General features: G+C 43.3%; 19 protein-coding genes and 3 pseudogenes. 13 read left to right on the top strand and 9 right to left on the bottom strand.

Translation table 11 applies throughout. The annotated features are described in order from the left end of the window. The first annotated feature begins 397 nt into the window (after nt 1-397). Nucleotides 398-619 carry a hypothetical protein gene (locus LC605_RS13850; RefSeq protein WP_229548104.1) on the top strand — a complete coding sequence of 74 codons (222 nt, stop codon included), beginning with the start codon at nt 398-400 and terminating at the stop codon, nt 617-619. Further along, complete coding sequence (locus LC605_RS13845) at nt 609-1019, top strand: PIN domain-containing protein (RefSeq protein ID WP_229548103.1); 411 nt, start codon at nt 609-611, stop codon at nt 1017-1019. Before LC605_RS13850 ends, LC605_RS13845 begins: the two co-directional genes overlap by 11 nt. 322 nt (nt 1020-1341) lie before the next feature. Here LC605_RS13845 and LC605_RS13840 read toward each other — a convergent pair whose 3' ends face one another. Beyond that, nucleotides 1342-1671 carry a XisI protein gene (locus tag LC605_RS13840; RefSeq protein WP_229548102.1) on the bottom strand — a complete coding sequence of 110 codons (330 nt, stop codon included), beginning with the start codon at nt 1669-1671 and terminating at the stop codon, nt 1342-1344. Continuing rightward, a pseudogene (locus LC605_RS13835) lies at nt 1659-2076 on the bottom strand (XisH family protein). Before LC605_RS13835 ends, LC605_RS13840 begins: the two are co-directional and overlap by 13 nt. Before the next feature lie 141 nt (nt 2077-2217). Here LC605_RS13835 and LC605_RS13830 point away from each other — a divergent pair. The 10 genes from LC605_RS13830 to LC605_RS13785 all read left to right on the top strand — a co-directional run bounded on the left by LC605_RS13830 (nt 2218) and on the right by LC605_RS13785 (nt 10052). Next, a complete protein-coding gene (locus LC605_RS13830; protein WP_229548101.1) occupies nt 2218-2445 on the top strand; it encodes a hypothetical protein in 228 nt (75 codons plus the stop codon). Next, the gene (locus tag LC605_RS13825; RefSeq protein WP_229548100.1) at nt 2442-2864 is read left to right on the top strand and encodes a type II toxin-antitoxin system VapC family toxin; all 423 of its coding nucleotides are present in this window, start codon (nt 2442-2444) and stop codon (nt 2862-2864) included. Before LC605_RS13830 ends, LC605_RS13825 begins: the two co-directional genes overlap by 4 nt. A 122-nt stretch (nt 2865-2986) precedes the next feature. Next, complete coding sequence (locus LC605_RS13820) at nt 2987-3151, top strand: hypothetical protein (protein WP_229548099.1); 165 nt, start codon at nt 2987-2989, stop codon at nt 3149-3151. Nucleotides 3152-3326: 175 nt separating this feature from the next. Continuing rightward, nucleotides 3327-3563, top strand: a complete 237-nt coding sequence (locus LC605_RS13815; RefSeq protein WP_229548098.1) for a type II toxin-antitoxin system HicB family antitoxin — start codon at nt 3327-3329, stop codon at nt 3561-3563. Between the two features lie 739 nt (nt 3564-4302). After that, nucleotides 4303-5769 carry a signal recognition particle protein gene (gene ffh / locus LC605_RS13810; protein WP_229548097.1) on the top strand — a complete coding sequence of 489 codons (1467 nt, stop codon included), beginning with the start codon at nt 4303-4305 and terminating at the stop codon, nt 5767-5769. A gap of 177 nt (nt 5770-5946) precedes the next feature. Then, on the top strand, nt 5947-6207 hold the full coding sequence (gene rpsP / locus LC605_RS13805; protein ID WP_012409382.1) for a 30S ribosomal protein S16: 261 nt from the start codon (nt 5947-5949) through the stop codon (nt 6205-6207). Next, nucleotides 6170-6604 (top strand): KH domain-containing protein, encoded by a 435-nt coding sequence (locus tag LC605_RS13800; RefSeq protein WP_229548096.1) that lies wholly within the window; start codon nt 6170-6172, stop codon nt 6602-6604. Before rpsP ends, LC605_RS13800 begins: the two co-directional genes overlap by 38 nt. Nucleotides 6605-7312: 708 nt before the next feature. Further along, the gene (locus LC605_RS13795; protein WP_229548095.1) at nt 7313-8266 is read left to right on the top strand and encodes a PhoH family protein; all 954 of its coding nucleotides are present in this window, start codon (nt 7313-7315) and stop codon (nt 8264-8266) included. Between the two features lie 66 nt (nt 8267-8332). Beyond that, nucleotides 8333-8737, top strand: a complete 405-nt coding sequence (locus tag LC605_RS13790) for a ChuX/HutX family heme-like substrate-binding protein (protein WP_229548094.1) — start codon at nt 8333-8335, stop codon at nt 8735-8737. Nucleotides 8738-9095: 358 nt separating this feature from the next. Continuing rightward, on the top strand, nt 9096-10052 hold the full coding sequence (locus LC605_RS13785; protein WP_229548093.1) for a hypothetical protein: 957 nt from the start codon (nt 9096-9098) through the stop codon (nt 10050-10052). Between the two features lie 61 nt (nt 10053-10113). Here the strand turns inward: LC605_RS13785 and LC605_RS13780 are convergent, their stop codons facing one another. The 3 genes and pseudogenes from LC605_RS13780 to LC605_RS13770 all read right to left on the bottom strand — a co-directional run bounded on the left by LC605_RS13780 (nt 10114) and on the right by LC605_RS13770 (nt 11674). After that, nucleotides 10114-10755: a flagellar motor protein gene (locus LC605_RS13780; RefSeq protein ID WP_229548092.1), complete on the bottom strand. Its 642-nt coding sequence runs from the start codon at nt 10753-10755 to the stop codon at nt 10114-10116. Between the two features lie 94 nt (nt 10756-10849). Beyond that, nucleotides 10850-11464: pseudogene (locus LC605_RS13775) on the bottom strand (IS982 family transposase); the annotation flags it as partial. 12 nt (nt 11465-11476) lie between these two features. After that, nucleotides 11477-11674 (bottom strand): hypothetical protein, encoded by a 198-nt coding sequence (locus LC605_RS13770; protein WP_229548090.1) that lies wholly within the window; start codon nt 11672-11674, stop codon nt 11477-11479. Between the two features lie 295 nt (nt 11675-11969). Between LC605_RS13770 and LC605_RS13765 the strand changes: the two genes are divergently transcribed. Further along, nucleotides 11970-12539: a Uma2 family endonuclease gene (locus LC605_RS13765; protein WP_229548089.1), complete on the top strand. Its 570-nt coding sequence runs from the start codon at nt 11970-11972 to the stop codon at nt 12537-12539. A gap of 420 nt (nt 12540-12959) precedes the next feature. Here the strand turns inward: LC605_RS13765 and LC605_RS13760 are convergent, their stop codons facing one another. The 4 genes and pseudogenes from LC605_RS13760 to LC605_RS13745 form a co-directional block, all read right to left on the bottom strand. Beyond that, nucleotides 12960-13958, bottom strand: a complete 999-nt coding sequence (locus LC605_RS13760; protein ID WP_229548088.1) for a DUF1350 family protein — start codon at nt 13956-13958, stop codon at nt 12960-12962. Nucleotides 13959-14232: 274 nt separating this feature from the next. After that, nucleotides 14233-18084: a DUF11 domain-containing protein gene (locus LC605_RS13755; RefSeq protein WP_229548087.1), complete on the bottom strand. Its 3852-nt coding sequence runs from the start codon at nt 18082-18084 to the stop codon at nt 14233-14235. A 227-nt stretch (nt 18085-18311) separates the two neighbouring features. Then, complete coding sequence (locus LC605_RS13750; RefSeq protein WP_229548086.1) at nt 18312-21392, bottom strand: DUF11 domain-containing protein; 3081 nt, start codon at nt 21390-21392, stop codon at nt 18312-18314. A 174-nt stretch (nt 21393-21566) separates the two neighbouring features. Beyond that, a pseudogene (locus LC605_RS13745) lies at nt 21567-24896 on the bottom strand (TonB-dependent receptor); the annotation flags it as partial. Nucleotides 24897-25015: the final 119 nt, after the last annotated feature.

Genomic DNA, 25015 nt, shown 5'->3' with positions numbered 1-25015 from the left:
ATGTACTCATAAGGTGGGGATTGTGAGATCTTGCTGAGGATTTCATTTAATATTTGTTTTTGCTAACGCAAAAACAAATATTGGATGTATGACTAAGCGCCAAAATTTTCTGATAAGCTTTGGGCTATCTTGACCACCAATGCCGTAAGCGAAAACCAAGCTGGATAGGTAAGTGTCGCAAGAGAACCCTTCTGGTGCGATCGCTTTGCGAACGACTACGCTCAGGGTAAAAGATTTGGGTCTTGGGAACCAGGACTCTTCTCCAAATCAAAAGCGATGTCTACGACGGGCTTCGCCTACGCACTAAGCTTGATCCTTAGACTCAAAGTTGAGTGTTATTCAGCTAAGTCCAGAAAATTCATACTAAACTAGATATAACGCTTGATTGAGCTAACCTATGGAAGCCATTGAATTTAAGACGATTATTCATAATGGTACACTTGTCATTCCCCTACAATATTCATCTCAGTGGGAAGGTAAAGCTATCCGTGTGATTGTTTTAGATGACTCAGAACTTTTGTCAGAACCTGTGGAAAAGCCAAAAAAAACGATTTTCAAGGCAATTTCTTTAAACACTCAAGGATTTGACTTTAATCGAGAAGAGGCTAATGTCCGATAGAGTTTTTCTCGATACTAATATTCTAATCTATGGGTATTCTCAGGATGAACCCGATAAACAACAGGGTGCCATTGACTGTGTTCAATCAGGTGACGTTTGGATTAGCACCCAAGTTCTCAATGAAACAATAAATGTTTTAAAACGGAAGTTTCTCTTAGAATACGCTCAAATTAGGGTTGTTGTTGAAGAAGTTACCGAAAAATTTGAAATTGCTATGGTTTCCGTTACCACCATTGAAACGGCTTTGAATTTAGCGGAACGTTATCAGTATAGTTACTTTGATAGCTTAATTGTAGCGAGTGCCTTAGAAGTGGGTTGTCAGATCCTCTACAGTGAAGATTTACAAGATGGTCAGCAGATAGATCATCAACTAACAATTATTAATCCTTTTCATTCTTAATATTTGGGGATAACTCGAGTTAAGCATCATTCGGTAATTCACTGCGATCGCACTTCTCCCTAGACAAAAGCGATGCCTGCGGCGGGCTGCGCCTACGCCCATCTCCCCACATCATCAAAGCGATGTCTACGACGGGCTATTCGGCGTCGCACTTCCAAATTCCCCTTCAGGATCGCACTCCCCAATCTCTCATAAAAAAAGCGATCGCCGTTTCTACATCCCCAAACCGATCGCTATCAAGTAGTCATTTCACAAATTTCTGCGATACCCCAGGTGTAGATTGCTTCCCTAATTGCCGTAGGTTTCATGACTCCTATGTGCTTCAACTAGCAGCAAAGTCAGTAAATTTTCGTTTGTATGGGGCTTTAAACGCCAAAACTATATCTTGTTTAGGAACTCCAGCTTCTACTAATTCATTAGCCACTCCGATTTCCGTTCCATCGCGTTCGATCCAAATTTTGCCATCTTTAATTTCTACGTAAATAATACAACCAAATATTCGCGTTAGCTCTTGCCAACCAATATTAAGAACAGAAAAGCGATCGCGCTCCGTATCAAATATCAATTTGACTTCTATTTGACTATTTGAGCGATTTTTTCCGTGACCTTCCAGAATTTTTTGGACTATTTCTTTGTAATTCAATCTATCCATATAACAATCTCCTCTTGATCTGGGTTAAAAATTAGTAATTTTAGTTGATATTCGCCAATAATTCTTTGAATAAACTTCCGACTAAAAAACTCATCATAAACATCTACCGGAACGGCTAAATACAAAATCCGAGCAGGTTCGGTCAACCTCAATGCTGAACGGTAGTTGAGACATTGACCAAGAGCTAGGTGAAATTCAGTTACGTCTGAGGCTCCTAAAAAGGATTTTATCTCTACTGCTATTTTTTTACCAGTTTTTTCAGCAGCTAAAATTCTCTCTGCTGTTAAAGTCTATGTAAAAATCAACATCCTCAACTTGAATAAATAGATGCTCGTCAGTAATTGTCCATCCATCTTTTGCCAGGGCTGTTTTAACTGTATTATGAAATAAATCTTTAGCTGGCATATATAAATTAAATTTATTTAACCACTATTCATAGCATAAAGCGATCGCTCTTCTCCAAATCAAAAGCGATGTCTACGACGGGCTACTCGGCGTCGCATTTCCTGACGCTAAAATAAAATCATCCCTTACTTAACCCCGATCATGGCTATCCCAGAACTCGAACAACAACTCTTACAGCTTTCGCTCAACGATAAATTGTATATCATCCAACTACTCGCCCAAAGCCTGATTGCACCCAATCACAACACCCACTCAGATCAACCAAGTAAACTTTCAGAGTTTTTCCGTCAATCTCCCCTAGCTGAACTCAGCGAAGAACTGGACTTTAGCCGCGATCGCAGCCTAAAGAGCGATGACTTCACTCTATGACTTACCTGCTTGATACCTGTCTGATTTCTGAACTTGTTGCCAAACACCCAAATCAAAAGGTTTTAGATTGGCTAGATGCCCAAGCACCAGAAACACTTTACATCAGCATTATTACAATTGGCGAAATTGCTAAAGGTATCAGTAAAATTACCGCGTCTAAGCGAAAAGAATCGTTGACAAAATGGCTAAATCAAACCCTAGCCAGTCGCTTTCAAGACAGAATCTTAGGTATAGATTTTTCAACAATGGTATTATGGGGAAACTTAGTAGGACAATTAGAACAGAACGGGCGACCTCTGCCCGCTATGGATTCTCTGATTGCAGCGATCGCAATTCATAACTCTCTATCACTTGTCACCCGCAATGAAAAAGACTTTGCCGGGACACGGGTTGTAATTATTAATCCTTGGTCTTTTTAACCTCATTACTATACCAAGTCCTGAGGATATAATGTTCAATATAACAACATCGCTCTTCTCCAAATCAAAAGCGATGTCTACGACGGGCTATTCGGCGTCGCCCTTCTCCCTACACAAAAGCGATGTCTACGAGGAACTACGCCTACGCATACGCCAATTTAGGAGACGATCGCGCCTCTGTAAATAAATCACACTCCGATAAACACGCAGGCGATCGCCTGCGGTTGGTGTTTTCCTGTGGGACGCTACGCGAATGCCGTCACACTCCGGTCAATAATAAGAGATAGGATATATAGCTTCAAATAACAGCTATGTCAACTAAAACACTAGATGAAGAATCTCTATCTGATTGAGACCTTTGTTAAATTTCATGACTAAGCTCAAAAAGCTATGGCAAAAAGCTAAAAATAGCCCAGAAAATCTGACTTTTGATGAAATTGAATATCAAGAGGTAGAAGAAGAATGACTTTAAGTAATTATGATTTTAATGGTTTTACAATTAATTTGTATGTTGATGAACAAGGAGATTGGCTAGCATATTTTCCCGAAATGTCTAATATTTCGGCTTTTGGAGATACACCCCAACAAGCTGTAGAAGAACTAAAATTAGCTTGGGAATTGGTGAAAGAAGATTATCAAGAAAAGGGCAAAGAAATTCCCGTTGCACCTGCCCGTAAAAAATTCTATTCTTCATTATAACGCAATACAGTTCAGTTAAGCATTTCTTTGTTCTCTTTCTTCTCTTTCTTCTCTTTCTTTGCGTCCTTTGCGTCCTTCTCCCAGGGGGAGACGCACTCGCGTTTGCGGTTCGTTAAAAAATTGACTTTGGCAAAGAGTTTTAGCTTTAACTGAACCGTATTGCATTATAACGTGATGTTGTTTATCCAGTTCATGCAACGTCGTCTCTCAATTATTTAAGCGATCGCAATAAAGCCGACGTTTCACCATCGCTCATCTCCCTACACAAAAGCGATCGCCATCTTCCGACAAAAAAGCGATCGCTTCTACAATTTGTTCGTGTTGACTGGTTGAATACATGATAATAAGTAAGTAAGTCGGTGAAAATAAATCAAACTATGTGACGAAACGTAAATAGGCTTGAAACCCTTACTAATGAGGAATGACTAAGGACAAATGACAGCCACCACCAGTTATCTTTAATTGCGCCGACCTACTTATATGTGTTTTTGTAGTTTAGCGAATTCTTAGCGATCGCGGCAGGGAGAAGGCTTTAAAAAAATTAACAATGGAAATTGACCGCATACCTTATGCCCCATAAAGCTAAGTATCTGGTTGCTACAGTCGGGGTGAAAACTACTAAGCTGGTAAATAGCACATTTAAACTTTAACGGAAATTCGCGATGCCTGGGGCGGACTACACCAACGCATTCATCGGCGATTTAGAATTCTCCATTGGCGAACTACCTGTAATTACATTATGTTTGATGCTCTATCTGACCGTTTAGAATCCGCCTGGAAAAAACTGCGGGGACAGGATAAAATTTCTCAATCCAACATTCAAGATGCTTTGCGCGAAGTGCGCCGCGCCTTGTTGGAGGCAGATGTCAATCTCCAGGTAGTCAAAGATTTTATTAGCGAAGTCGAAACCAAAGCACAGGGAGCCGAGGTGATTAGCGGCGTGCGACCTGACCAACAGTTCATCAAAATTGTTCACGATGAACTGGTGCAGGTGATGGGAGAAGAAAATGTTCCCATAGCAGAAGCCCAAGAACAGCCTACTATTATTCTCATGGCTGGGTTGCAAGGTACTGGTAAAACCACAGCTACCGCTAAGTTAGCCTTACATCTTCGTAAATTAGATCGTAGCTGCTTGTTGGTGGCGACAGACGTATATCGCCCAGCAGCGATCGACCAGTTGGTGACGCTGGGTAAGCAAATTGACGTACCCGTATTTGAACTAGGAAGCGACGCTGATCCCGTAGAAATTGCCAGACAGGGTGTAGAACGCGGCAGAGCAGAAAGTGTAAACACAGTAATTATTGATACTGCTGGACGCCTGCAAATTGACGAAGACATGATGGCAGAATTAGCCCGCATCAAAGCAACTATCCAACCCCATGAAACTCTGTTGGTGGTCGATGCAATGACTGGTCAAGAGGCAGCTAATCTTACCCGCACCTTTCATGAGCAGATCGGAATTACTGGGGCGATTCTCACCAAGATGGATGGTGATAGCCGTGGCGGTGCAGCGCTTTCAGTGCGAAAGATTTCGGGAGCGCCAATTAAATTTGTGGGCGTAGGTGAAAAAGTCGAAGCACTGCAACCGTTTTATCCCGATCGCATGGCATCGCGAATTCTGGGAATGGGCGATGTTCTCACCTTGGTAGAAAAAGCTCAGGAAGAGTTTGACTTAGCAGATGCTGAGAAAATGCAGGAGAAAATCCTCTCAGCCAAGTTTGACTTTACCGACTTTCTCAAGCAGTTGCGGATGCTGAAGAACATGGGTTCTCTGGGAGGCTTAATCAAGATGATTCCAGGGATGAACAAGCTCTCAGATGATCAGCTGAAGCAGGGAGAAACCCAGTTGAAGCGTTGTGAGGCAATGATTAACTCCATGACTCGCCAAGAACGCCATGACCCCGATTTATTAGCCAGTTCTCCCAGTCGGCGGCGGCGGATTGCTTCTGGCTCCGGCTATAGAGAGTCCGATGTAACTAAACTGGTAGGTGATTTCCAAAAAATGCGATCGCTCATGCAGCAAATGGGTCAAGGTGGCTTCCCTGGAATGCCGGGAATGTTCGGCGGCGGTGGCGGTATGGGCAACGCCTTTGCAGGTGCAGGTAATCGCCCCGCAGCCCCAGGATGGCGAGGTTATGGTGGTGACGCCTCAGCTACCAAAAAGAAAAAGAAAGAGAAAAAGAAAAAAGGCTTTGGCAATCTTTAATCAAGAGTCACTAGTCATTGGTCATTGGTCATTGGTCATTGGTCATTGGTCATTGGTAAATCACGAAGGACAAATGACAAAGGACAAATGACAAATGACAAATAGCAGCAAACACTAGGTCAGTGCTAAAATTAGCATTTGAGCATAATTACCAATCAGGAGAATGATTCTTCAACCATGATCAAACTGCGCTTGAAGCGATTCGGTAAAAAGCGGGAAGCAAGTTACCGCATTGTCGCCATTAACAACCTCGCTCGCCGTGACGGCCGTCCCCTAGAAGAATTGGGATTCTACAACCCCAGAACCGACGAAGTGCGATTAGACGTTCCCGGTATCGTCAAGCGACTACAACAAGGCGCTCAACCCACTGACACCGTCCGTCGCATTCTAGTAAAAGCTAATGTTTTTGAACAGGTCAGTGCAACAGCCGCATCATAATTTTGGAACAAAATTCCCAACAGCTAGTCCCAACTATGTTGATCTGGTCAGATTTTTGGTGCAGCCGTTTTTGGAATCTCCAGAAACTTTAAGCGTCGATTGTGAAATTTCTCAGACCCTCAACCGGGTTTGGGTTCGCATCGCCTTTGAAAGCACAGATAAAGGGAAAGTGTTTGGTCGAGGGGGACGCAATATTCAGGCGATTCGTACAGTAATTGCCGCAGCAGCAGCAGCAGCTGGGCAATCAACATACTTGGATATTTACGGCAGCACCACTCCAGACCGCGAGGGTATGTCTTTTGATGAAGAAACAGAAGAGCGATCGCCACCGCCAACTAGGAGAGAAACGCGTGCAAATGATGGGCCTAAACCCATTGTTAAACCGCGCCTCCGCTAGATTGAACAGAAATGTTCTCCCGCAGTCCCCACCTAAAAATACTTGGGAATGTTTACATTTTAGGTGGGGTTAGGGAGAACCAAAATAAAAGTGAATCTTCATCGTAGTAGAATAATACTGGTACGGCAAAGCAAAATTTCGTAGAGGCACGACCATTTACAGCAATTATTTATTTAGGAATTGCTAGTTTTTCTGGGGTTTGGGTAGACAAAAGTTTCTACGATTCACTGAGGACGCCAGTATCCCTGGGAACGCTTAGAAGTCTTTTGGCTTCAAAAGTGCAAGAATCCCCAACCATAATCGCAAGATTTGGTTGGCGGTGCGTTCAAACTAGAGATCAAGTCTGAGCGGTTGTAGTTACCTCCGCTCAGAATTTTTATCAAGATGGAAAGTCAAAAGGCGAATTATATTCGCCCTTTTAACTTTAAGTTGACACTAATATAAATCTGTATGGCCCTACAGCCGATTAATTAGTTGCAAATATTTTTCCAAAATGTAAGTAATAAAAGCATAAATAGGTTGGCGCAATTAAAGCTAACTGGCAAGGGCTGTCATTTGTCCTTTGTCATTCGTCATTAGTAAGGACTTTAAGCCTATTTACGTTTAGTAATATAATTTGGTTTATTTATGCCAGATTACTTAATTTCGGCCTTAGAGAGAAAACATTAACCTTTGTCAAACACAGATTCCCACCAATCAAGAAATACTATGGCAGGTGCTTTAATAATTCAGCTGCCGAGTATTCCCAGTGCGATCGCTCTAGGAGGAGATGGAGAAGAAAATCTCAAAATCCTATCTCGGCAAACAGGAGCCAGTTTAGTGCTACGCGGACAGGAATTAGTAATTTCTGGTAATCAAGGGCAAATTGATCTGGCTTCTCGATTAGTGCGATCGCTTGAAGACCTCTGGATTAAAGGTAATACTATTTCCAGTGCTGATATTTTAACAGCCCGTCAAGCCATCGATAGCGATCGGCAAGGGGAACTGCAAGATTTACAACGAGATGTCCTCGCCAAAAGTCGCCGGGGTGAAGAAGTCCGTGCTAAAACCTTTCGCCAGCGTCAATATATCGACGCACTCCGAAGGCGTGACCTCACCTTTGGTATTGGCCCTGCTGGTACCGGCAAGACTTATCTCGCTGTTGTTGTCGCCGTCCAAGCCCTTCTTGCTAACCAGTTTGAAAAGCTAATCTTAACTCGCCCTGCCGTCGAAGCCGGTGAAAAACTCGGTTTTTTGCCTGGAGACTTACAGCAGAAAGTTAATCCCTATCTTCGCCCACTTTATGATGCTATTTATGAATTCATCGACCCAGAAAAAATACCCAGTTTAATGGAACGCGGTGTGATTGAAGTCGCACCACTCGCCTATATGCGGGGACGCACCCTCAATAACGCCTTTGTAATTGTGGATGAAGCTCAAAATACTACACCCGCTCAGATGAAAATGGTTTTGACTCGTTTGGGTTTCCGTTCCCGGATGGTGATTACAGGCGACATGACACAAACTGATTTGCCACTTCACCAACAATCAGGTTTGGGAGTGGCTTTACAAATTTTAAAACACGTTGAAGGCATTGCCTTTTGCGAATTTTCCCAAAAAGATGTCGTGCGCCATCCTTTAGTTCAGCGCATTGTTGCTGCTTATGAACAATACGAAAAATAGAGATTGGCAATTGGGCATTGGTTATTCACAAATGACAAATGACAAATGACAAAGGACAAATAACAAATGACCACAACATTAAAAGAATTTTTAGCAGCTTGCGAAACTCTTGGTACTTTGCGTTTAATTGTTACTAGCAGTGCTGCTGTTTTAGAAGCACGAGGCAAACTAGAAAAATTATTTTATGCAGAATTGCCTAAAGGTAAGTACGCGAATATGCATACCGAAGGCTTTGAATTTCACTTGAATATGGACAAAATTACTCAGGTTAAATTTGAAATAGGTGAAGCGAAGAGAGGGAATTTTACAACTTATGCCATCCGGCTTTTAGATGAAAAACAGGAACCTGCTTTAAGTCTATTTTTGCAATGGGGTAAACCGGGAGAATATGAAGCAGGACAGGTGGAAGCTTGGCAGTTTCTACGAGAACAATATGGGGATATTTGGCAACCTTTGCCAGCAGAAATTTAATACAGCTATAGCGTTTCCCAAGCAACTGAGGTACACCCAAATCTTGTCTACCAAGGTTAGTAGCCTTGAAAACGTACCTCACTAGTAGTTTGTCAAGTTTAAATTGACGGGAAGCAAGTTGGTAGTAAGGACTTCAGTCCTTATTTTCTCAGCCGTTTTTAGTATAAACATATTGTGATGTTATTATGGACACCTCGACTCTCGCTAGAGTCTTAACTTAAATTAACTGAGTGTGATCAAGCGTCATTACCGAACCGAAAAGGGAAGCTGTATATTTATGATTTTATTTGGCAACTCATCTTTTTACTCGTAAAATCGAAGACAAGATCAAGACCAGTAGAAAAGAGTCTCTAAATTAATGAGTACCTTAATCAGTCAGGGTGGAAGAGCTATCACTAAATTTCAGATGGTAGACCGGATAAATGATATCGCTTGGCAAGCTCACCAAGGTAGCGTTGCGGCGATTATTCAGCTATTGAACGAAAAACTAGCCAAGTCTGGTGTCAGAACTAGAGCCATTTTTTCTGATGGTGTCTTACAACTTCTGTGCGAGGCGGCGAGGGTAGAGCAACTTGAGCAATCGCCCGTCGTAGAACAAATCCAGCAAATTCTTGAATCCATTGCCCCGCGTCACATTCGCCGAGTCAATATTAACAGTCGGATTGTTCGAGAGCAACAATTACTGTGGTTAAAGGAAATAGATAGCGATCGCGAAAACCAATTGCTTTGGTCACAAGAAATTACATTAATTCAGCCTAATATTGTCAAGCAACTAATTAAAGATTTCACAGAAGCTCAAGCTGAACTAGGAAAGCCAAATTTACCTAGAACTCAAGTCTCTCGCCCTTTAGTACTTATTAACAAACAAAAACACAAAAATAAACCTAAAAAAAAGATATTAGCAGTCGCTGGTTTCTGCTCACTGTTACTGCTTAGTTGGCTTGTTTATGCCCAGTTGGGTAATAAATTCAAAAACATAATGCAACTAGAAACTTCCAAATCTTTAACTACAGAAAATATTAACAAGAGCAAAGCCAAAATACCATCCCCTATTCCTAAAAATAGCCTTTCTGAGCCATCTGATGACCCATTTACAATATCTGTGCGAATCGCCAACCAAGCTTCTGCATCTGGTAAAACAGCCACAACCTCAACTCAGTGGTTAGAGATCGCTGCTAGGTGGCAACGGGCTTCAGATTTAATGAGTAAAGTGCCACAAAAGCACGGACGTTATCAGGAAGCTAAAATTCGTACTCAACTATATAAGAAATATAGTGAGGCGGCGCAGAAAGAAGCGGATAATAGTAAATCTTAGTTTTTTATTATTAGAAGACTTTGATTACTGATTAGTATTTTAGCAGTAGTGAATGGATTATTTATTTTACTTCTCGCACTTCACCCAAGCGTGTAAAACGAATTTCAATGCGTCGCCGCTTCGATTCTGGCTGACGCTTTTCTTGGGGAATGGGAGCAAATTCCCCATTTGGTAATATTAGTTGTGCCGCCGAATAGGCGCGAAATTTAATTCCTGGCATCTTATTTTGTTGCTGAATTTTCAGCAGTTCTTTAACCACTGCAAGGGAACGCATCAATCCTAAATCAGCGTTAGAACCTGCTTTAAGTGTAATAACTGAACCTTCTGGACTAGCTGCTATCTCTAAATTAGAGTCTAGATTGCCGCTGATAACGCTAACAGGTTGTTCGTCAGTATGCCCAATGATTTCAACTGTATTAATGTTGTAAGATTTTGTGGTTTTTTCTATATCAGGTACGAGTTGATTTTTGATATAGTCCAGCATTGTCGTTGGAATTACTGCGCTACCTGGATCAAATCTCGAATTTTCATCTTTAATTAGCAAAATTGGCGGTGTTCCTGGATTAGATATTTGCGATATCGTATACTTAGTGCTGGCTATTAATAATAACCCAAGTTGCGGGTTATCTGAGTTCGAGCGCTTCGGACTCTGAGATTGATGCGATCGCCTCAAAGGGACGACTCTATTTGATGCGATCGCCAATGGCAATCAGCGCGGTTGCGCAAAGCGCAACCGTCACTCACACTTAGTTCCAATCAAGAGTCTTAACTGGAATTAAGGTATTAAATTTAACTTTTTATAAAAATGCTTTTCGGAGCGTAAAAGCAAAAATAAATGCTTCTACCTTCAGTAGAAATCCATCATAAATGACCGCATGAATTGATTTAGGAAAAGCAGATGTGATAGCACTAAACACTGTCTCAATATAATGTCGAATAGATTGTTTAATGTATTGATTCCACGCCTCGTCTTTGCGTTTAGAGTTCTTCTTCCGCATAACTTTTAAAGCAATTTGACTTGTTTGTTGAAGGTCATCCTCCGCAGTATAATCAGTATATGCAGAATCAGTATACACTTCACTCCCAGGCGGCAAATTTAATGGTAAAGCATTCAACCCACGTACATCAGACGCACTACCAGGCATGAATACAAACTCAACTGGAATACCATTTTTAGTCGTTAATAACTGAACTCGAACCCCGTAGAAATAGCGTTTTTTTGAAGCTATGTAACCTCTGTAATCCTCTGATTTGGCTATTTTCACATTGAAGATGCGAATATTATCGCAGATTGGTACAGGAAATGAGTCTAAAAGATATTCCGTACAATCACTACTTTCTTTTAGTATCATTCCTATTTGATGAAATAAATCATTCATCAGCATCGAGATTCCGTGTAATCGTCGGTTAAAACGTGATTTTTCTCACATTTTATCAATCAGATTATGGTCTTTCATATAGTTACAAGCCGCGCTATGATTACCACTGAAAAACATTGCTGCAACCAGTGCAGTTGTCATAATTTCTGCATCACTCATCTCTCTGCGACTATCTTCATGATGCCCAATCGCTTTCAATAAGTCATCAGTGATAGCATAGATAGCAATTATTTCGTTTAACATCTTCCCCTCCGTTTTTGTTCCTGGAGGGGATTTTATTATACATACTGACCCCATACAACACCCCGAACCGCTGGCGATCGCATAACTAGCAACTTGGGTTAAGTAAGTCGGCGCAATTAAAGCTAACTGGCTAAGGCTGTCATTTGTCCTTTGTCATTGAACACTGGTAAAGATTTTAAGGCTATTTACGTTTCGTAATATACTTTGATTTTTTCGCGCCAACTTACTTAAGCCCAGGGTAAAGCACAACCTTAAATAGAATTGGTATAAGGACAAAACCTCATTCTTAAAGCTTATGAACGCCATCACTTTGAATATCCCCAATCTGGGTATCGAGGGGTTTTATCAACTTTGTCAAGCTAATCAAAATTTGCAGTTAGAACGTGCTGCAACTGGAGAAGTTATAATTATGCCTCCAAGATATCCGTGGACAGGTAAGAAAAACTCTGGTTTGAATGCTCAACTATGGAACTGGAACGATCGCACAAATTTAGGTATTGTATTTGATTCCTCCAGTGGTTTTACATTCCCTAATGGTGCGGTTTACTCACCCGACGCTTCTTGGGTAAGTAATGAAAAATGGGAGGCTTTAACTCAGACTCAACAAGAAGAAGAATTTTCTCCTGTCGCACCTGATTTTGTAGTGGAATTGCGTTCTAGTAGTGATTCTCTGAAAAAACTTCGAGAAAAGATGCAAGAGTATATTAACAATGGTGTTCCTTTAGGTTGGTTGCTTGACTCCAAGAATAAAACAGTAGAAATTTTTCGTTTAGGCAAAGACGTAGAAATATTAGAATCTCCTACAACCGTATTTGGTGAAGATGTTTTACCTGGGTTTGAATTGAATTTAAATAAAGTATGGTAAAAAGTGCAAATTCAACTTTTCGTTAATTTGCATTAAACAATAGACATCTGGTGAAAAAGAATTGTTTTGACGTAGCACTGCTACGTCAAAACAAAGGTTCTGGGTAACGCATATTTAATTTCACCAGATGTCTAATATAGCCATTTTCAATCTGGTGAGCTACAGGCGGAGCAAATAGACCTAACCCTCTTCCCGCAACGGGTTGGGGGAACAATTTCATTGCCTCTCTCCTTAAAGGAAGAGAGGAATGGAAGTGAGGTCAAAATTGTACTTCACGCTTGCCGGGAACCACTAAGTAAGTCGGCAACAATAAATCAAACTATGTGACGAAACGTAAACAGGCTTAAAACCCTTACCAAGGACAAATGACAGCCATCGCCAGTTATCTTTAATTGCGCCGACCTACTTAACCCATGCCCATTATCTTGATTTTTTTTTCAGTTCCTCAAGCAATTGAATTACATTATGCTCAAGTGCTTTGTTTCGCTCTTGAACTGATTCAATTAACGGTTTATCGAAAATATTAATAACATACTTAGCTAGCTGAATACCTAGAGGTCTTAAATGTCCACCAGCTAAACTTTTCTGAAAATCTTGAGGTGGCTTTTGCAGAATAGTAGTAAACCATTCACAGGTTGATTGAGCAATCTGATCTGATTTAAAACAGACTAAACCCATGATATTAAATAGCCCACTATTCTTGATTAAGTTCTGGGTTTCTTCAACCGTTGGTTTCACACCCCAACCAAGATTATCGACGATATCAGCTAAAAACTGAGGACGAATTGCACTCCCTGTGTCAGCAATAGCAGGTGCTAATAGGATAGAAACCTGCCCTTTAATGAAGACACTGTTAAATTTTATATCCTTATGAACATAAGTATAAATTAAGTTTTTAACTTCAGCCGTTTTTCGCGTCAGTTCCTCAAAGAGAATGTTCATCTCTGCAATGACAGTTTCTATCTGTGACTTATCCGAAGTTTGAGGTAGTAGGTTGCGAATAAATTTTTCTCTATCTTGAGGCTCTGGAGGTAGAGCAGTAAATCCTTCTAACAGCGAGATATATTTACAGCCAAGGCTATGTCCAATCCAAGAAAAGTTCTTATCATCTAGATAAGCTTCATAATCATATCCTGCAATACTTGCCATTCTCACAAGCTCTGGTAGAATTTCATACTGCTCTCTCATGAGAAAACCAGCTTCGACATAATGGTTAAAAGTAAAATTAAATGGCAGAAGAATAATCGTATATCCCTGCTCAAATAGAGATTGAAGCAGATAGCGATAAAAAATCATGGGGCCAAATGTACCAAAGAAAGCCCCAGCAATAAATTGAATTACCCCTTTAGGCTTTGGATGAACAGCAACCCAGCTGTGAGAAACTGGTTTAAATCTCAGTTTTAAATTTGCATATACCATAACTTAGCAATGAGTGCATCTCATTTTGGTAGGTGTATAATTAATATTCAAACTGAAACTGCTGCTTTTCGGATTCTTTAAAAGGTATTTTTGCAAAACAGAGATGCTTCGCTGAATAACATAGTCAAATTTTCCTTACCTAAGTAAGTCGGCAAGAATAAACCAAACTATATTACGAAACGTAAATACACCTTAAACCGTTATAAATGACGAAGGACAAATGACAAATGACAGCCTTAGCCAGTTAGCTTTATTTGCGTCGCTCTACTTAGGGCTATTTCACCCATGCCCGGAAACGAATGAAACCATAGGAAGTTGCTGGTGTTCCAGATCCGGTAGCATTGGGTAAATCACCCAAATTCACTACGATCGCACCATTAGTATTAGCACCGCCACAATCGACAACCTTTTTACTGGGATTACTCGGGTCATTGTAGACTGTTGATGGTTCAACACCAGGAGGGAAGTATTGAGCTGCATCTCCATCTTTGGTATTGGTAAGAGATTCGGTAGTACCGTTATACTGCCAGATAATTCCCCGATCGCCACCGGAAAGACCACTGCTGTTTTTGGTGGCGAAATTATTGAAAGCAGTCGGTAGGAAAGTGACATTATTGGGGACGCGATCGCACATCAACACTTTGGGTGCAGTTGCATCACCTGCGGAGAGGAAATAGATGGTGTATTCTATTTCATCACTCGGCTTGACTTTACCGCCATTGATGCCACCGAGCATAAAGCTATTTAAGGGTGGCCACTTGTCAGTGTCCTTGGGCGGATCTGTGGGTGTGGGTTGGCTGGGAATGTTGATGTCGTTATCATCGTAGGCATTAATTGGGGCATCAATATACCCGACCAAAGAATCCCCCCCAAATGTGGTAGTTGTACCATTAATTGCGGTGATTCGTTTTACAAGTAACACATTCGGATTACTACTGACTGGAGCGACTACCGTCACATCTTCTGCCGCATTTGCCGCAGCATCATAACTAGTACTTGTTGTATCATTTGGATTAACCCGCTTGGGATTGAGGTAGTTCGCAACGACAGGGTTTTGATAAGTGCCAGGGGCGATCGCGGCATTGGACATCGCTTGAAAGGTAATCTCAACCTTGTCACCCGGTGGAATGTCAAACTTACCCCAAGTCGCCGTAGTACTACCAGGCGTTGGATTAGTGGAAGTTGTGCGAGTCACACCAGTACCAAGATTGATCGCGATCGTCGAATCATAGGTAAAGCCTGTCGGCAACACATCTTGAATATCAACCCCCGTTGCTGTGGTGCGTCCAGGGCCATTAGAAACGGTAATTTTGTACGTAGCAACTCCCCCTTGGGTGATTTTGGGGGTAGTGGTGCTTTTCCAGACAGTTAATTGGGGCAAACAGCCATCATCATTAACTGTGGCAAAGGGATCATTCGTAATCGGGGCAACTTGTCCATCCTGTCCAGGTGTAGCTCCGTGGGCAATACCCGTTCCCCCTACCGCTCTACCATTAGCACCACCTAAAACACTAGGGGTAAGGGCTGCACCAGGAACATTATGCAAAACCACCCCGCCACCGCCGCCAGCACCAGGGCCATGCTCGTTTCCACTATCATTCAAAGTGTTACCCCCAGCTCCCCCATTCGCCAAAATCGAGAGATTGGCAGTGGAACTGTTTTGTCGAGCCGCAACCAAAACGGTTCCACCAGCACCGCCGCCTCCGGCGCCATCTGGAGCACCACCAAAGACTCCCACATCCCCAGCGTCCCCAGTCACGTTAATTGTGCCGGAACCTGCCATAGTTCCGGAGCGCAGGATTACAAGACCAGCACCCACACCACCACGGACTCCAGTCGTGGCATTGTTGGCATCGCCGCCACCGCCGCCGCCACCTAAAAACAGTCGAGTGGGATCGGGCGCAAATAGCGAAGATAAAGCACCACCCCGTCCGCCGCTATCGAGAGCTCCTCCTGCTCCTTGCCAAGGAATCCCGCCTTTGCCACCCACACCGCCATTGCCGCCGCCGCCGCCGCCCGCATTGTGGAAGTTGCCACCACCGCCTGCATTGGCGGGTGCGCCTCGTCCGTAGTCACCATTAGGGTAGCCTTGGCTACCATTATCTACGGGCAACGTGCCATTCCAGACAAATTGAGGAGTACCAGCAGTACCTTCACCTTTGCCCGCCCCGATAGTTTCAGAATTAGTACCAACATAATCTAGAAGTGAATTGCCAGAAAAAATCTTTTGAGAATACCCCGCTCGAAATCCCCGATTGATTCCGTCGATCGTCCGTCCGTTGAAATTGAGTTGTCCGGCAATGTCGGCGACGACTATCCCACCCACTTTACCATTCCATTCCAAGGCGCTGAGGGTACTGGTGAGCGTCAGGTTGGAATATTGCGGCACACGCACAACTTGGAAGCGGCGTTGTCCCTGGGAACCTGTGGCGTTAGCGTTATTATAGCTGTTGATTAACCCCCCAGTGCCGCCACTAGGAGCGCCCTTGAAGGTGAGTGTGCCGCCACTGGTAGGAATAGAATTAGTGGCAACAACATATTCATATAGACCACTATTTCCCATACTAGTCTGACCTTTCCCGTCGTTACTGGTGTTGCCAGAACCGTAGGCAGCAGTATTGGAGGAATCAATTGTGGAATCCTGCATTTGGATCACTAACAGCAAGTCACCAGAACTGATGCCAGTTGTTGCCCCCGCAGAACTCCCCAAGGTAATAGATTGAGATCCAGCACTGACCGAAGCATTACCAGGGTAGTAGGTATTGAGAATCCCACCCAAGCTCGCAGGGCCATCTTTCCCTGGTATGGCACAGATGCCTGCTGGCGATCGCACCGGAGCTGGAGAGGGCGGTGGTGGCGCAACGGCGGCGGCTGTAACCACAACATCTTCTGCAACGCTGCTGTTAGGGTTATAATTGGCTATCTGATTCCCGTTAGTATCTGTGTAAGTTACCGCAACCGGGTTTTGATAAGTGCCTATAGCTTGGTTATTATCAGTGTCGGCGGTGAAGCTGATGGAGACACTACCATTAGCAGGTAAGGAGAAAGTACCCCAGTTTGGGCTAGTGCTACCAGCCGTAGGATTGACGGTTGTAGTGCGAGTAGCTGAGTTTTGCAGAACTGGCACCCCGATGGTAGCATCGTAAGTAAAGCCAGAGGGGAGGGTGTCGGTGATGGAAACGTTGGAGACACTGCTACTAGAAGGATTCGTGACCTTAATGGTGTAGGTCGCGGCTCCACCGGCGGCAACGCTTGGGGTACTCGTGGTTTTAGTCACAACAAGGTTGACGGCTGCGGCCGGAATGGTAAAGCTGGTGGTGGCGCTGGCTTCTTGCCGATGACTGGTGGCATCGCCATTGAGGGGGATACCCGCCGCTTCACCTGCCACTCCATCCGCATTATCAACGGTGTAAGTATCTTTACTACCACTGCCATTAGCTCCAACTACGAATGGCGTGTTGCTATTGCTGGGTTGTCCGCTAGTATTGCCTAGTGTCACACTCACAGTTTGTCCATTAGTTCCGGTGACTGTCACTGGAACCCTTACAACAATCGATGCACCGGCTGGAATTGAACCATTATTAGCAGAGGCGATCGCACCTAACAATGTCCCCGTATTTCCACCACCATTGGGAACAGTAACATTGTTAGCCGTAAGGTCAATTGCTGCTGCTGGCCCACTACCATCTGGGTCATAGGCAACAATTTTTAGAGTGCCGGCTGTACCCCCGCTAACGGTAGAAGGGGCATCGGGAATAAAGAATTGTGTCGGGTCATTACCGATGTTAGTTATTGTAAAATCAAAGTTGACAGTACTACCAGTTGTGGCGCTGGGTGTATTTGCTGGTGTAATTGTAATCCCTGCGACTTCTGCCACAGTTACTCTGACTGTATTAGATTCAATTTGCTTTTCAGTATTATCCGTAGAATCTATAAAACTACCAGTTGCTTGGTTATCAATTACAGTCCCAGGTGTCGGACTAGCAGCCAATGCTGGTAAGACTTGTATTAAATTACCGCTTAAAAATAAATATATCAGTATAATTGCGCGAAAGCAGGATTTACCCTTTCGGTCTTTTTGGCGTTGATGATTAGACTTTTTCTCGATTAATTGATGTTTTAACATAAGTAGTTTTGGTTTTTTAATACTGGAAAAATTTAAATCTATTTCCGGGATTGTAGAGACACGATAAGTAAGTTTGTGAAAATAAATTAAACTATGTGACGAAACGTAAATAGGCTTGAAACCCTTACCAATGACGAATGACTAAGGACAAATGACAGCCATCACCAGTTATCTTTAATTGCGCCAACCTACTTGTATCGCGTCTCTACACATTTGGGGGTTAGTAGTTAGGGTTTGACCTTGGTCACAAAGCGGAAGAAACCATAGGAATCATTAGGTGAACCCTTTGCTGTTGACCCTGGCATAGTAGTTAAATTTGGAACTCCAGTATTACCAGTAACATCAATAACTAAAGTGCCATTATCGTTAGCTGCCTTGAGATAACAATTAGCCGGAACACTACCACCAGCGCTAATCAATTGGGTGCGATCGCCCGCATCCGACGCACTAGTTAAGTCAACTACTGTACTCGTTCCTAGCTGCAATTGCACATCAATGCTTGCACCATAAGCACTCCCCTTAAAATCTTGATTGGCACTAAGGCGATCGCAGATTCTCACAGTGTTAGCGTTACTACTACCTGCATTTAGGAAATAGATTGTATATTCAATCTCGTCCCCTGGCAAAACTAAGCCAGCATCAATTGCCCCTAAAAGATAATTAAGCTGCCAATTGGGGCTGTTATCGTCGGCTTGACGAGTCGAGGTGGTATCATCAACAAAGGTATTTAAGGCTGTATTGTCATTGGGGTTTTTGGTGCGATCGCCATTAATCGCGGTAATCCTTTTGACTAATAAAACATTGGCAGGAGAGACAAAGGGCATCATCACTGTGGCAGGCGTTGGGTCTTGTTGACCAGCAGCATCAATCGCGGCGTAGGTAAAGCTGACAGTAATCGCTCCGTCGTTGGGGTCGATCGTGAGCTTGGGGGGATCATAATTGTTAATCACCTGTCCCGCCGTCACTGCCGTGCCATTGTAGGACAACGTGCCGTTAGTTGGTAAAGTGATAATTTTAAACCTCTTACCAGTACTGAGTGTACCGTCTTCTGGATCAGTTCCCGATAATGCAGGTACTTGTACCGTTGTTGTGCCACCTGGGTTAGTCTGTGAAGTTACGGTTACATCACTGGTATTTGGGGGTTGTTCGATACCAAAATCTTTATTAGTAATGTTAGCTGTAGCAATATTAAATGCAGTTTGTTCCAGTGGAGAGGTATTGACCCATCCTGTAGGTAAAGAGCTTACTGGTGCTGTTTGTCCAACTATTCCCGCAGTAGTTGATAGGCGAATTGTTACACTAGTTTGATTAGCTGTAATATTACTGAATATATACGTACCATCGGATAAAACTGCTGTGGTGGCAATTACTCTACCAGTACTATCTAGCAAAATTGCGTTTAATCCACCTGCGTTGCTGCCTGTTTCAGATCCCGTATTGATGTTGGTAAAGGTGTTGTTAGCACTGTTATCTGCGTCGTCCCATATTTTACCAGAGAGTGTTACGGTAATGGGTGCGGTAGAAGTAACAGCAACGCTAGCTTGGTCGTCTTCATTTGCGATGTTATTGTTGGGAGTCGAATCTGGATCAGCTAAACTAGAAGCCGTTACTTCAGTGGTGTTACTAAAGGTCGTTGCAGTATTGACTTTGACGGTGATTTGAAGCGTTTTTGTTTCACCATTATTTAGACTACCAACGTTCCAATTTCCGGTTGCAGAGTTATAGCTGCCACCACTGTTATCTGAAACGTAGGAAACTTGTGAAGGTAGAATATCTTTGACGATAACGCCAGAGGTGGGATTCGGCCCATTGTTAGTGACAGCGATCGCATAAGTTATATTATTTCCAACCGTAGGTGTTCCATTATCAACAGTTTTCGTCAGCGAAAGGTCTGTTTGACCGACAAGAATTGTGGCGATCGCGGGAACATTATCACTTGTATTCGTAGTTGTATCAATCTGAGTCGATCCAATATGACCGACAGCACTGTTACTATAGGTTCCTATTGTATTCGGAATGGCTGCTTGATACGTTAGGGTGCTGGTTCCACCCGCAGGAACCGTAAAAAGTCCTAGAAAGGTTAACTTAGAAGCTGCAATATTGGGATTGGCGATCGCACTTCCATTAAATTTTGCAGAATTGGTGACGTAACTCACCGCACCCGGACTAGTTGGTAATTGATCGACAAGATCATCGAGGGTAACTGGAATTGTACCCGTATTCCTGATAGTAATTGTATAAGTTGCCACTCCACCCGTAGGCATTATTGATGTATTAACACTCTTACTTATGGTGACATTATTTACAGTGGGCGGAATGGGTGGTAAAGAAGCAAAGCTGCCAGTGTCATTGTGTTTGATTTGTGTACCGCTACTTAATTGACTGATCGGACTGACGGTCGTGGGTGCAACCGTCGATCCGGTGGCAATAAAGGTATAAGTTAGGGTGTAGCTCGTCGTCTGGGAATTGGAAACTACCTTGTGGAGAATATCGTTAAAAGTTCCCGTGTTCCCTCCAGAGAGGCTCATTTGGGTTCCCACTAATTTGTAAGCGTTTGCAGGCCAATCGATGAAAGAAGCTGGAGTAATTGCAAAAATGCCAGCAGCACCAATTGTTCCAGTGTCTCCTGTAACGGTCATAGTCATTATTCCGCCCAGTTCTGGAGGGGTAGGACCAGTCACCACTGTAGTAATTTTGTTGGCAACTGCTTTGATGGTTTCCTCAACGGTCAAAGAAAATGGATCGCTACAGATATTGCTAGCTGCTAAGTCAGGACGGGTCGGATACAGACTTACCGTATGGGTTTGTAACGGTGTTAAGGTATTACCAGTTCCGCTTGACATAACGTAGAAATAAACGGTTCTACTAGCACCCGCCGCCAGTGGGCCGACATGGACGATACCATTTTCCGTTGAAGCTAAACCTAGCCGAGTTCCGGTAAAGTTTTCTAACTTCACCCAAAGGTCGGGATAAGCACTCCCACTAGTATTGTTGATGGTGTAACCCACATACATTCCTTGCGGTGAAGGACTTACTCCCGTGTCAATGTAGAAGACTGGGGAAGAAATGCGGGTAATTACACCTACGCCACAAGTTGCTGCATTTGCAGGGGAGGCTATTAAACTTAACGGTATCACTCCAGTGCAAGCAAGGAGCAATAATTTTAGTCCGGGAGTCAAGGAACGATATTTTGCCCTTTGAAAGGTTAAGTTCAGAGTTGGTGTATTACACACTTGCCCTAGATGCTGGCGAATTGCCTTTTGACATTGCTTCTCGATCGCTTTTAAATGTCGCAGTAAGGATTGCATTATAAACGTCCTAAATCTCTCCAAATAGGATGAATAACAGATTTACAAAATCTCGATAATCTGTCTAGCTTGTGTATTTTGTCTTTATTAATATGGTTATTAATTATTATTAGAAAAAATCCCAAACACATTGTATATGTTAGAAATACGCAGGTCATCGCCTTTGATGAGATTTTATAATTTCAATTGCTTTATTTCTCCCCATTTCTGCTTTAGTGCTTTGCGTAAAAGAGTTTTAAAATCGGATTGTTGTTGCGGTTTTGGTACAGGCTTCTGTTGTCCAAAGCCATCAAACAATTCGTTGAGCTTGACTGTTATACCCAAATATGCGCCTCCCGCAGAACGTGTTCCTGAAAAATCTCGGTCATCAACTTTACCAAAGACATATCCAGCCGAAAGGCGCAGATTAGGAGTCAGATAGTAACCCGTTTCCACAACAAAGCCTGTTTCGCTGTAGCTAGACTGACTAATTAAACGAGCCTCACCCACCAAATCCCAGCTATATCCCAAACGATAGGTAGCTCGTAATTGCGCCAGATTAACTGTGCTAGTACCAGCTAAATCGCTAGCTATGTAAGAGGTGCTGTTACGCAAAGCATACTTACCGTAGAATTCCCATTGCCAGTTAGGAGCATAAATCGTTTCAAGAGCAAAGGTATGGTCTTGGGAACCCGTACCACTTCCTAGCAGAATGGTGTCAGGGATGGTTGAAGGATTTTGGCGATATTCATAACGCAATAAAGCATTAAATTTATCGCTATTGGGGTCACGGTAGGCTAAACCCAGCTTCAGGTTAGCAGTATCTCCCAATCCTGATAGCTTTTGATTGGAAGAACCGGCTTGTTGATAACGTACCAAAGCTGTGAGAGCGGGAGAAATTTTACCCGCAGCAGCTGCGGTAATTACTGTATTACTACCACCGGAAGAAGAACGATGTTCATAACGGGCGCTGGCTTGAAACTGCGGGTTATCACTGTATTCCAATCCGACACTGTAGCTATCGCCACCATCAAATCCGATCGCAGATGCTGATTGACCAACAGCGAAGGGTTGGGCATATTGTTGACCCGCCCCAGTCCGTCCGAAGAAGTTGCCAAATACGTGTTCGTAAGCAACATTCAGCCGCAATCCCGAAGCAATAGTCCAGCGATTATTTAGACCAATCGCCCCTTGGGTAGTCATTTCGTTAGCACCACCCAAAATTGAGTAACGACCAGTTAAAGTAGTATCTGATCCCAGTTTGTGTTCACCGTTGACACTCAAGCTGGTGATAGAATTACCCGAATATTGATTGCCACTGTAAAACTGTTGGGCGAGACTGACGCTGACACCAGGAATTACTGCCCAATTCAACCCTAAAATAGTCCGGTCTGGGTAAACAGTATCTTTTTGGGAAGATAAGCTGAGTTCATTTTGGGCTTGGAAAGTCAGATTTTTAGCGATGGGAACTGAAAAACGCGATCGCAGTTGATTAGAATTACCACTTAAGGCGCTGTCGGGTATCCGGTCTTCTCTTTGACGATGAATCCAATCCACATCGAGAGTAGCTTTACCCAAACGTTGTTGAATCCCGGCAGAAATCGTTGTTAAGGAATTATCAACTTTACTCCCAGGTATGGCCTCATTACGCGGTGCAAACAATTCTTCAAAGGTATCTAGCGGTTGGGGAGCAATGCCAAAATTGTCTTCGTGGTCATATTGCACCCTGACGTTAGTGCTTGGGGTGACTTTAGCTGTAACCTGCGCTCCATAACGAGTTTGTCCGGGGACAAAGCTGATGGTGGCATTATTGGCAAAACCCGTATCAGCAAAGCGATAATACGCACGAGCTTGAATCCCATTAGCAATCTGTCCCTCAGCTTCTAACCGATATGCATCACCTCTGACTTTTCCCACAACATCAGAATCATTACTAGAATGGGCATATTCTGCGATTAACCTACCTTGATCACCCAAAGCAATCAGCGCATCTGCACCGTAGAGTTGGAAATCACGCACTCCCTGATTTTCTTGGACGTAAGTTGCTCCAATCCAACTTTCCTGGTTCAGCTTGCGCGAAAGGTTATATTGCAAACGGCCAGCATAGATATTGCTGTCAGAGTCTTTGCTGTCGTATTGATAGGTAACAACAATCCGACGTACTAATACTTGTCCAGCTTCATCAATATCAGTGCGAAGAATCGGTTCGCGGAATATTAAGGTACCGCGATCGTAGTCAATTTCGTAGTCTGGGCCTCGGTTTAACTGCTTCCGTTTTAGTACAGTACCAGGACGATTGAGTTCTTCTAACTCGATAAAGACATTTTCGCTACCTGGTTGTAATATTCGGCGAGAGAGGAAGTAATAACCACTAGTACCATCGGGAGCAATGGTATCTCGTTGGAATCCTTCTAAGTGGTTGCCATAGAAACCTGTAATCTGGAGATTTCCTAAGTTGTAGTTAGCTTTAAAACCGTGGAGTTGTCGGGTGATCGAAGTAAATTGCTGCGATCGCCGCGCAAATTCTTCTGTATTGTAGTCACCCCACATGGCATAATCAGAGGAAGCACCGGGTATGCCAGTTGATCGCTCAAAACGCAGAAATACACTGTCAATGGAAGGAGCGACGACATCAACTTTGGAGCTATCACCGTAGACAGGATAATTTTGCTCACTGGATTGGTAAGTTCTAAATAGGCGATTATCGCAGTTGCAATCTTCATTGAGGCTACGAGAACTGTTATATGCACCTGTAAACAACCACTCCCCGATCGCACCAGTGGCAAATACTGCTGAGTGAAAATCTAATTGCGTTCCGTTGTTTTTGTCAGGAGGGAGGAAATCACGGAAACTGCCGTAATAATTTGTACCTCTAGCGCCCAAACGTAAATCTACTACCCCAGTCACCAAACTCGGACGCAATGCCGTTTCAAATTGTAGTTGGGTAAAGGCTTCTAAATCATTAGCTGTTGCGCGAATTGTGACAGTTTCGGCTTTTAGTTGCGATCGCAAACTCGCTGTAAATTGCCCCCCTTTCGCCTCCACTTGAAATCCAGGTTGATCGGGTTTGAAGTCTGTGCCAACAAACTCCCCAGCACTGGGTATCAAAGTGATAACAGCATCACGATTAGAGCGATTACCATTAGCATCGATCAGTTGACCCTTGATTGTAGCCGTCGAACGTCCATCTGCGGGAATCCGAGACTCTACTGTTTCTAAAGTTAGTTTTTGTGGTACTCCTCGGACTGCAACTTGCACCGTTACAGGCGGTTCTGTTGCACCAACAATCTGTGCAGAGATGGTGTTTGCACCTTCTTTTAACGAGACACCATACCATGTCTGCGTTACTAGGTTGGTAGTAGCGTCAGTTTCCGTTCGCCCAATCAAGGAAGAGTCTACTAATGCACCATTCACCCGCAATTCCACTTTACTACTAACAGGAAATTGCACAACCACCGTCGTAGCTTGTACATCTACGACATTTTCAGCCGTCGGGGTGAGGATTTTGATTGCTGTAGAGGTGGGGGGGGATGAGGGGGATGAGGGGGATGAGGGAGTGGGAGAAGAACTATTGCCCTATGCCCATAGGCATTATTAGCTTCTGCAACAATCCGTTCTGCTGTTATATCATCAACGGGTAATGC

Origin of the sequence: Nostoc sp. CHAB 5836 (genome assembly GCF_020829445.1) — a bacterium.
Lineage (GTDB): Bacteria > Cyanobacteriota > Cyanobacteriia > Cyanobacteriales > Nostocaceae > Nostoc.
The sequence above is the reverse complement of the archived record's forward strand: the minus strand, read 5'-3'. Positions and strand labels throughout refer to the sequence as shown.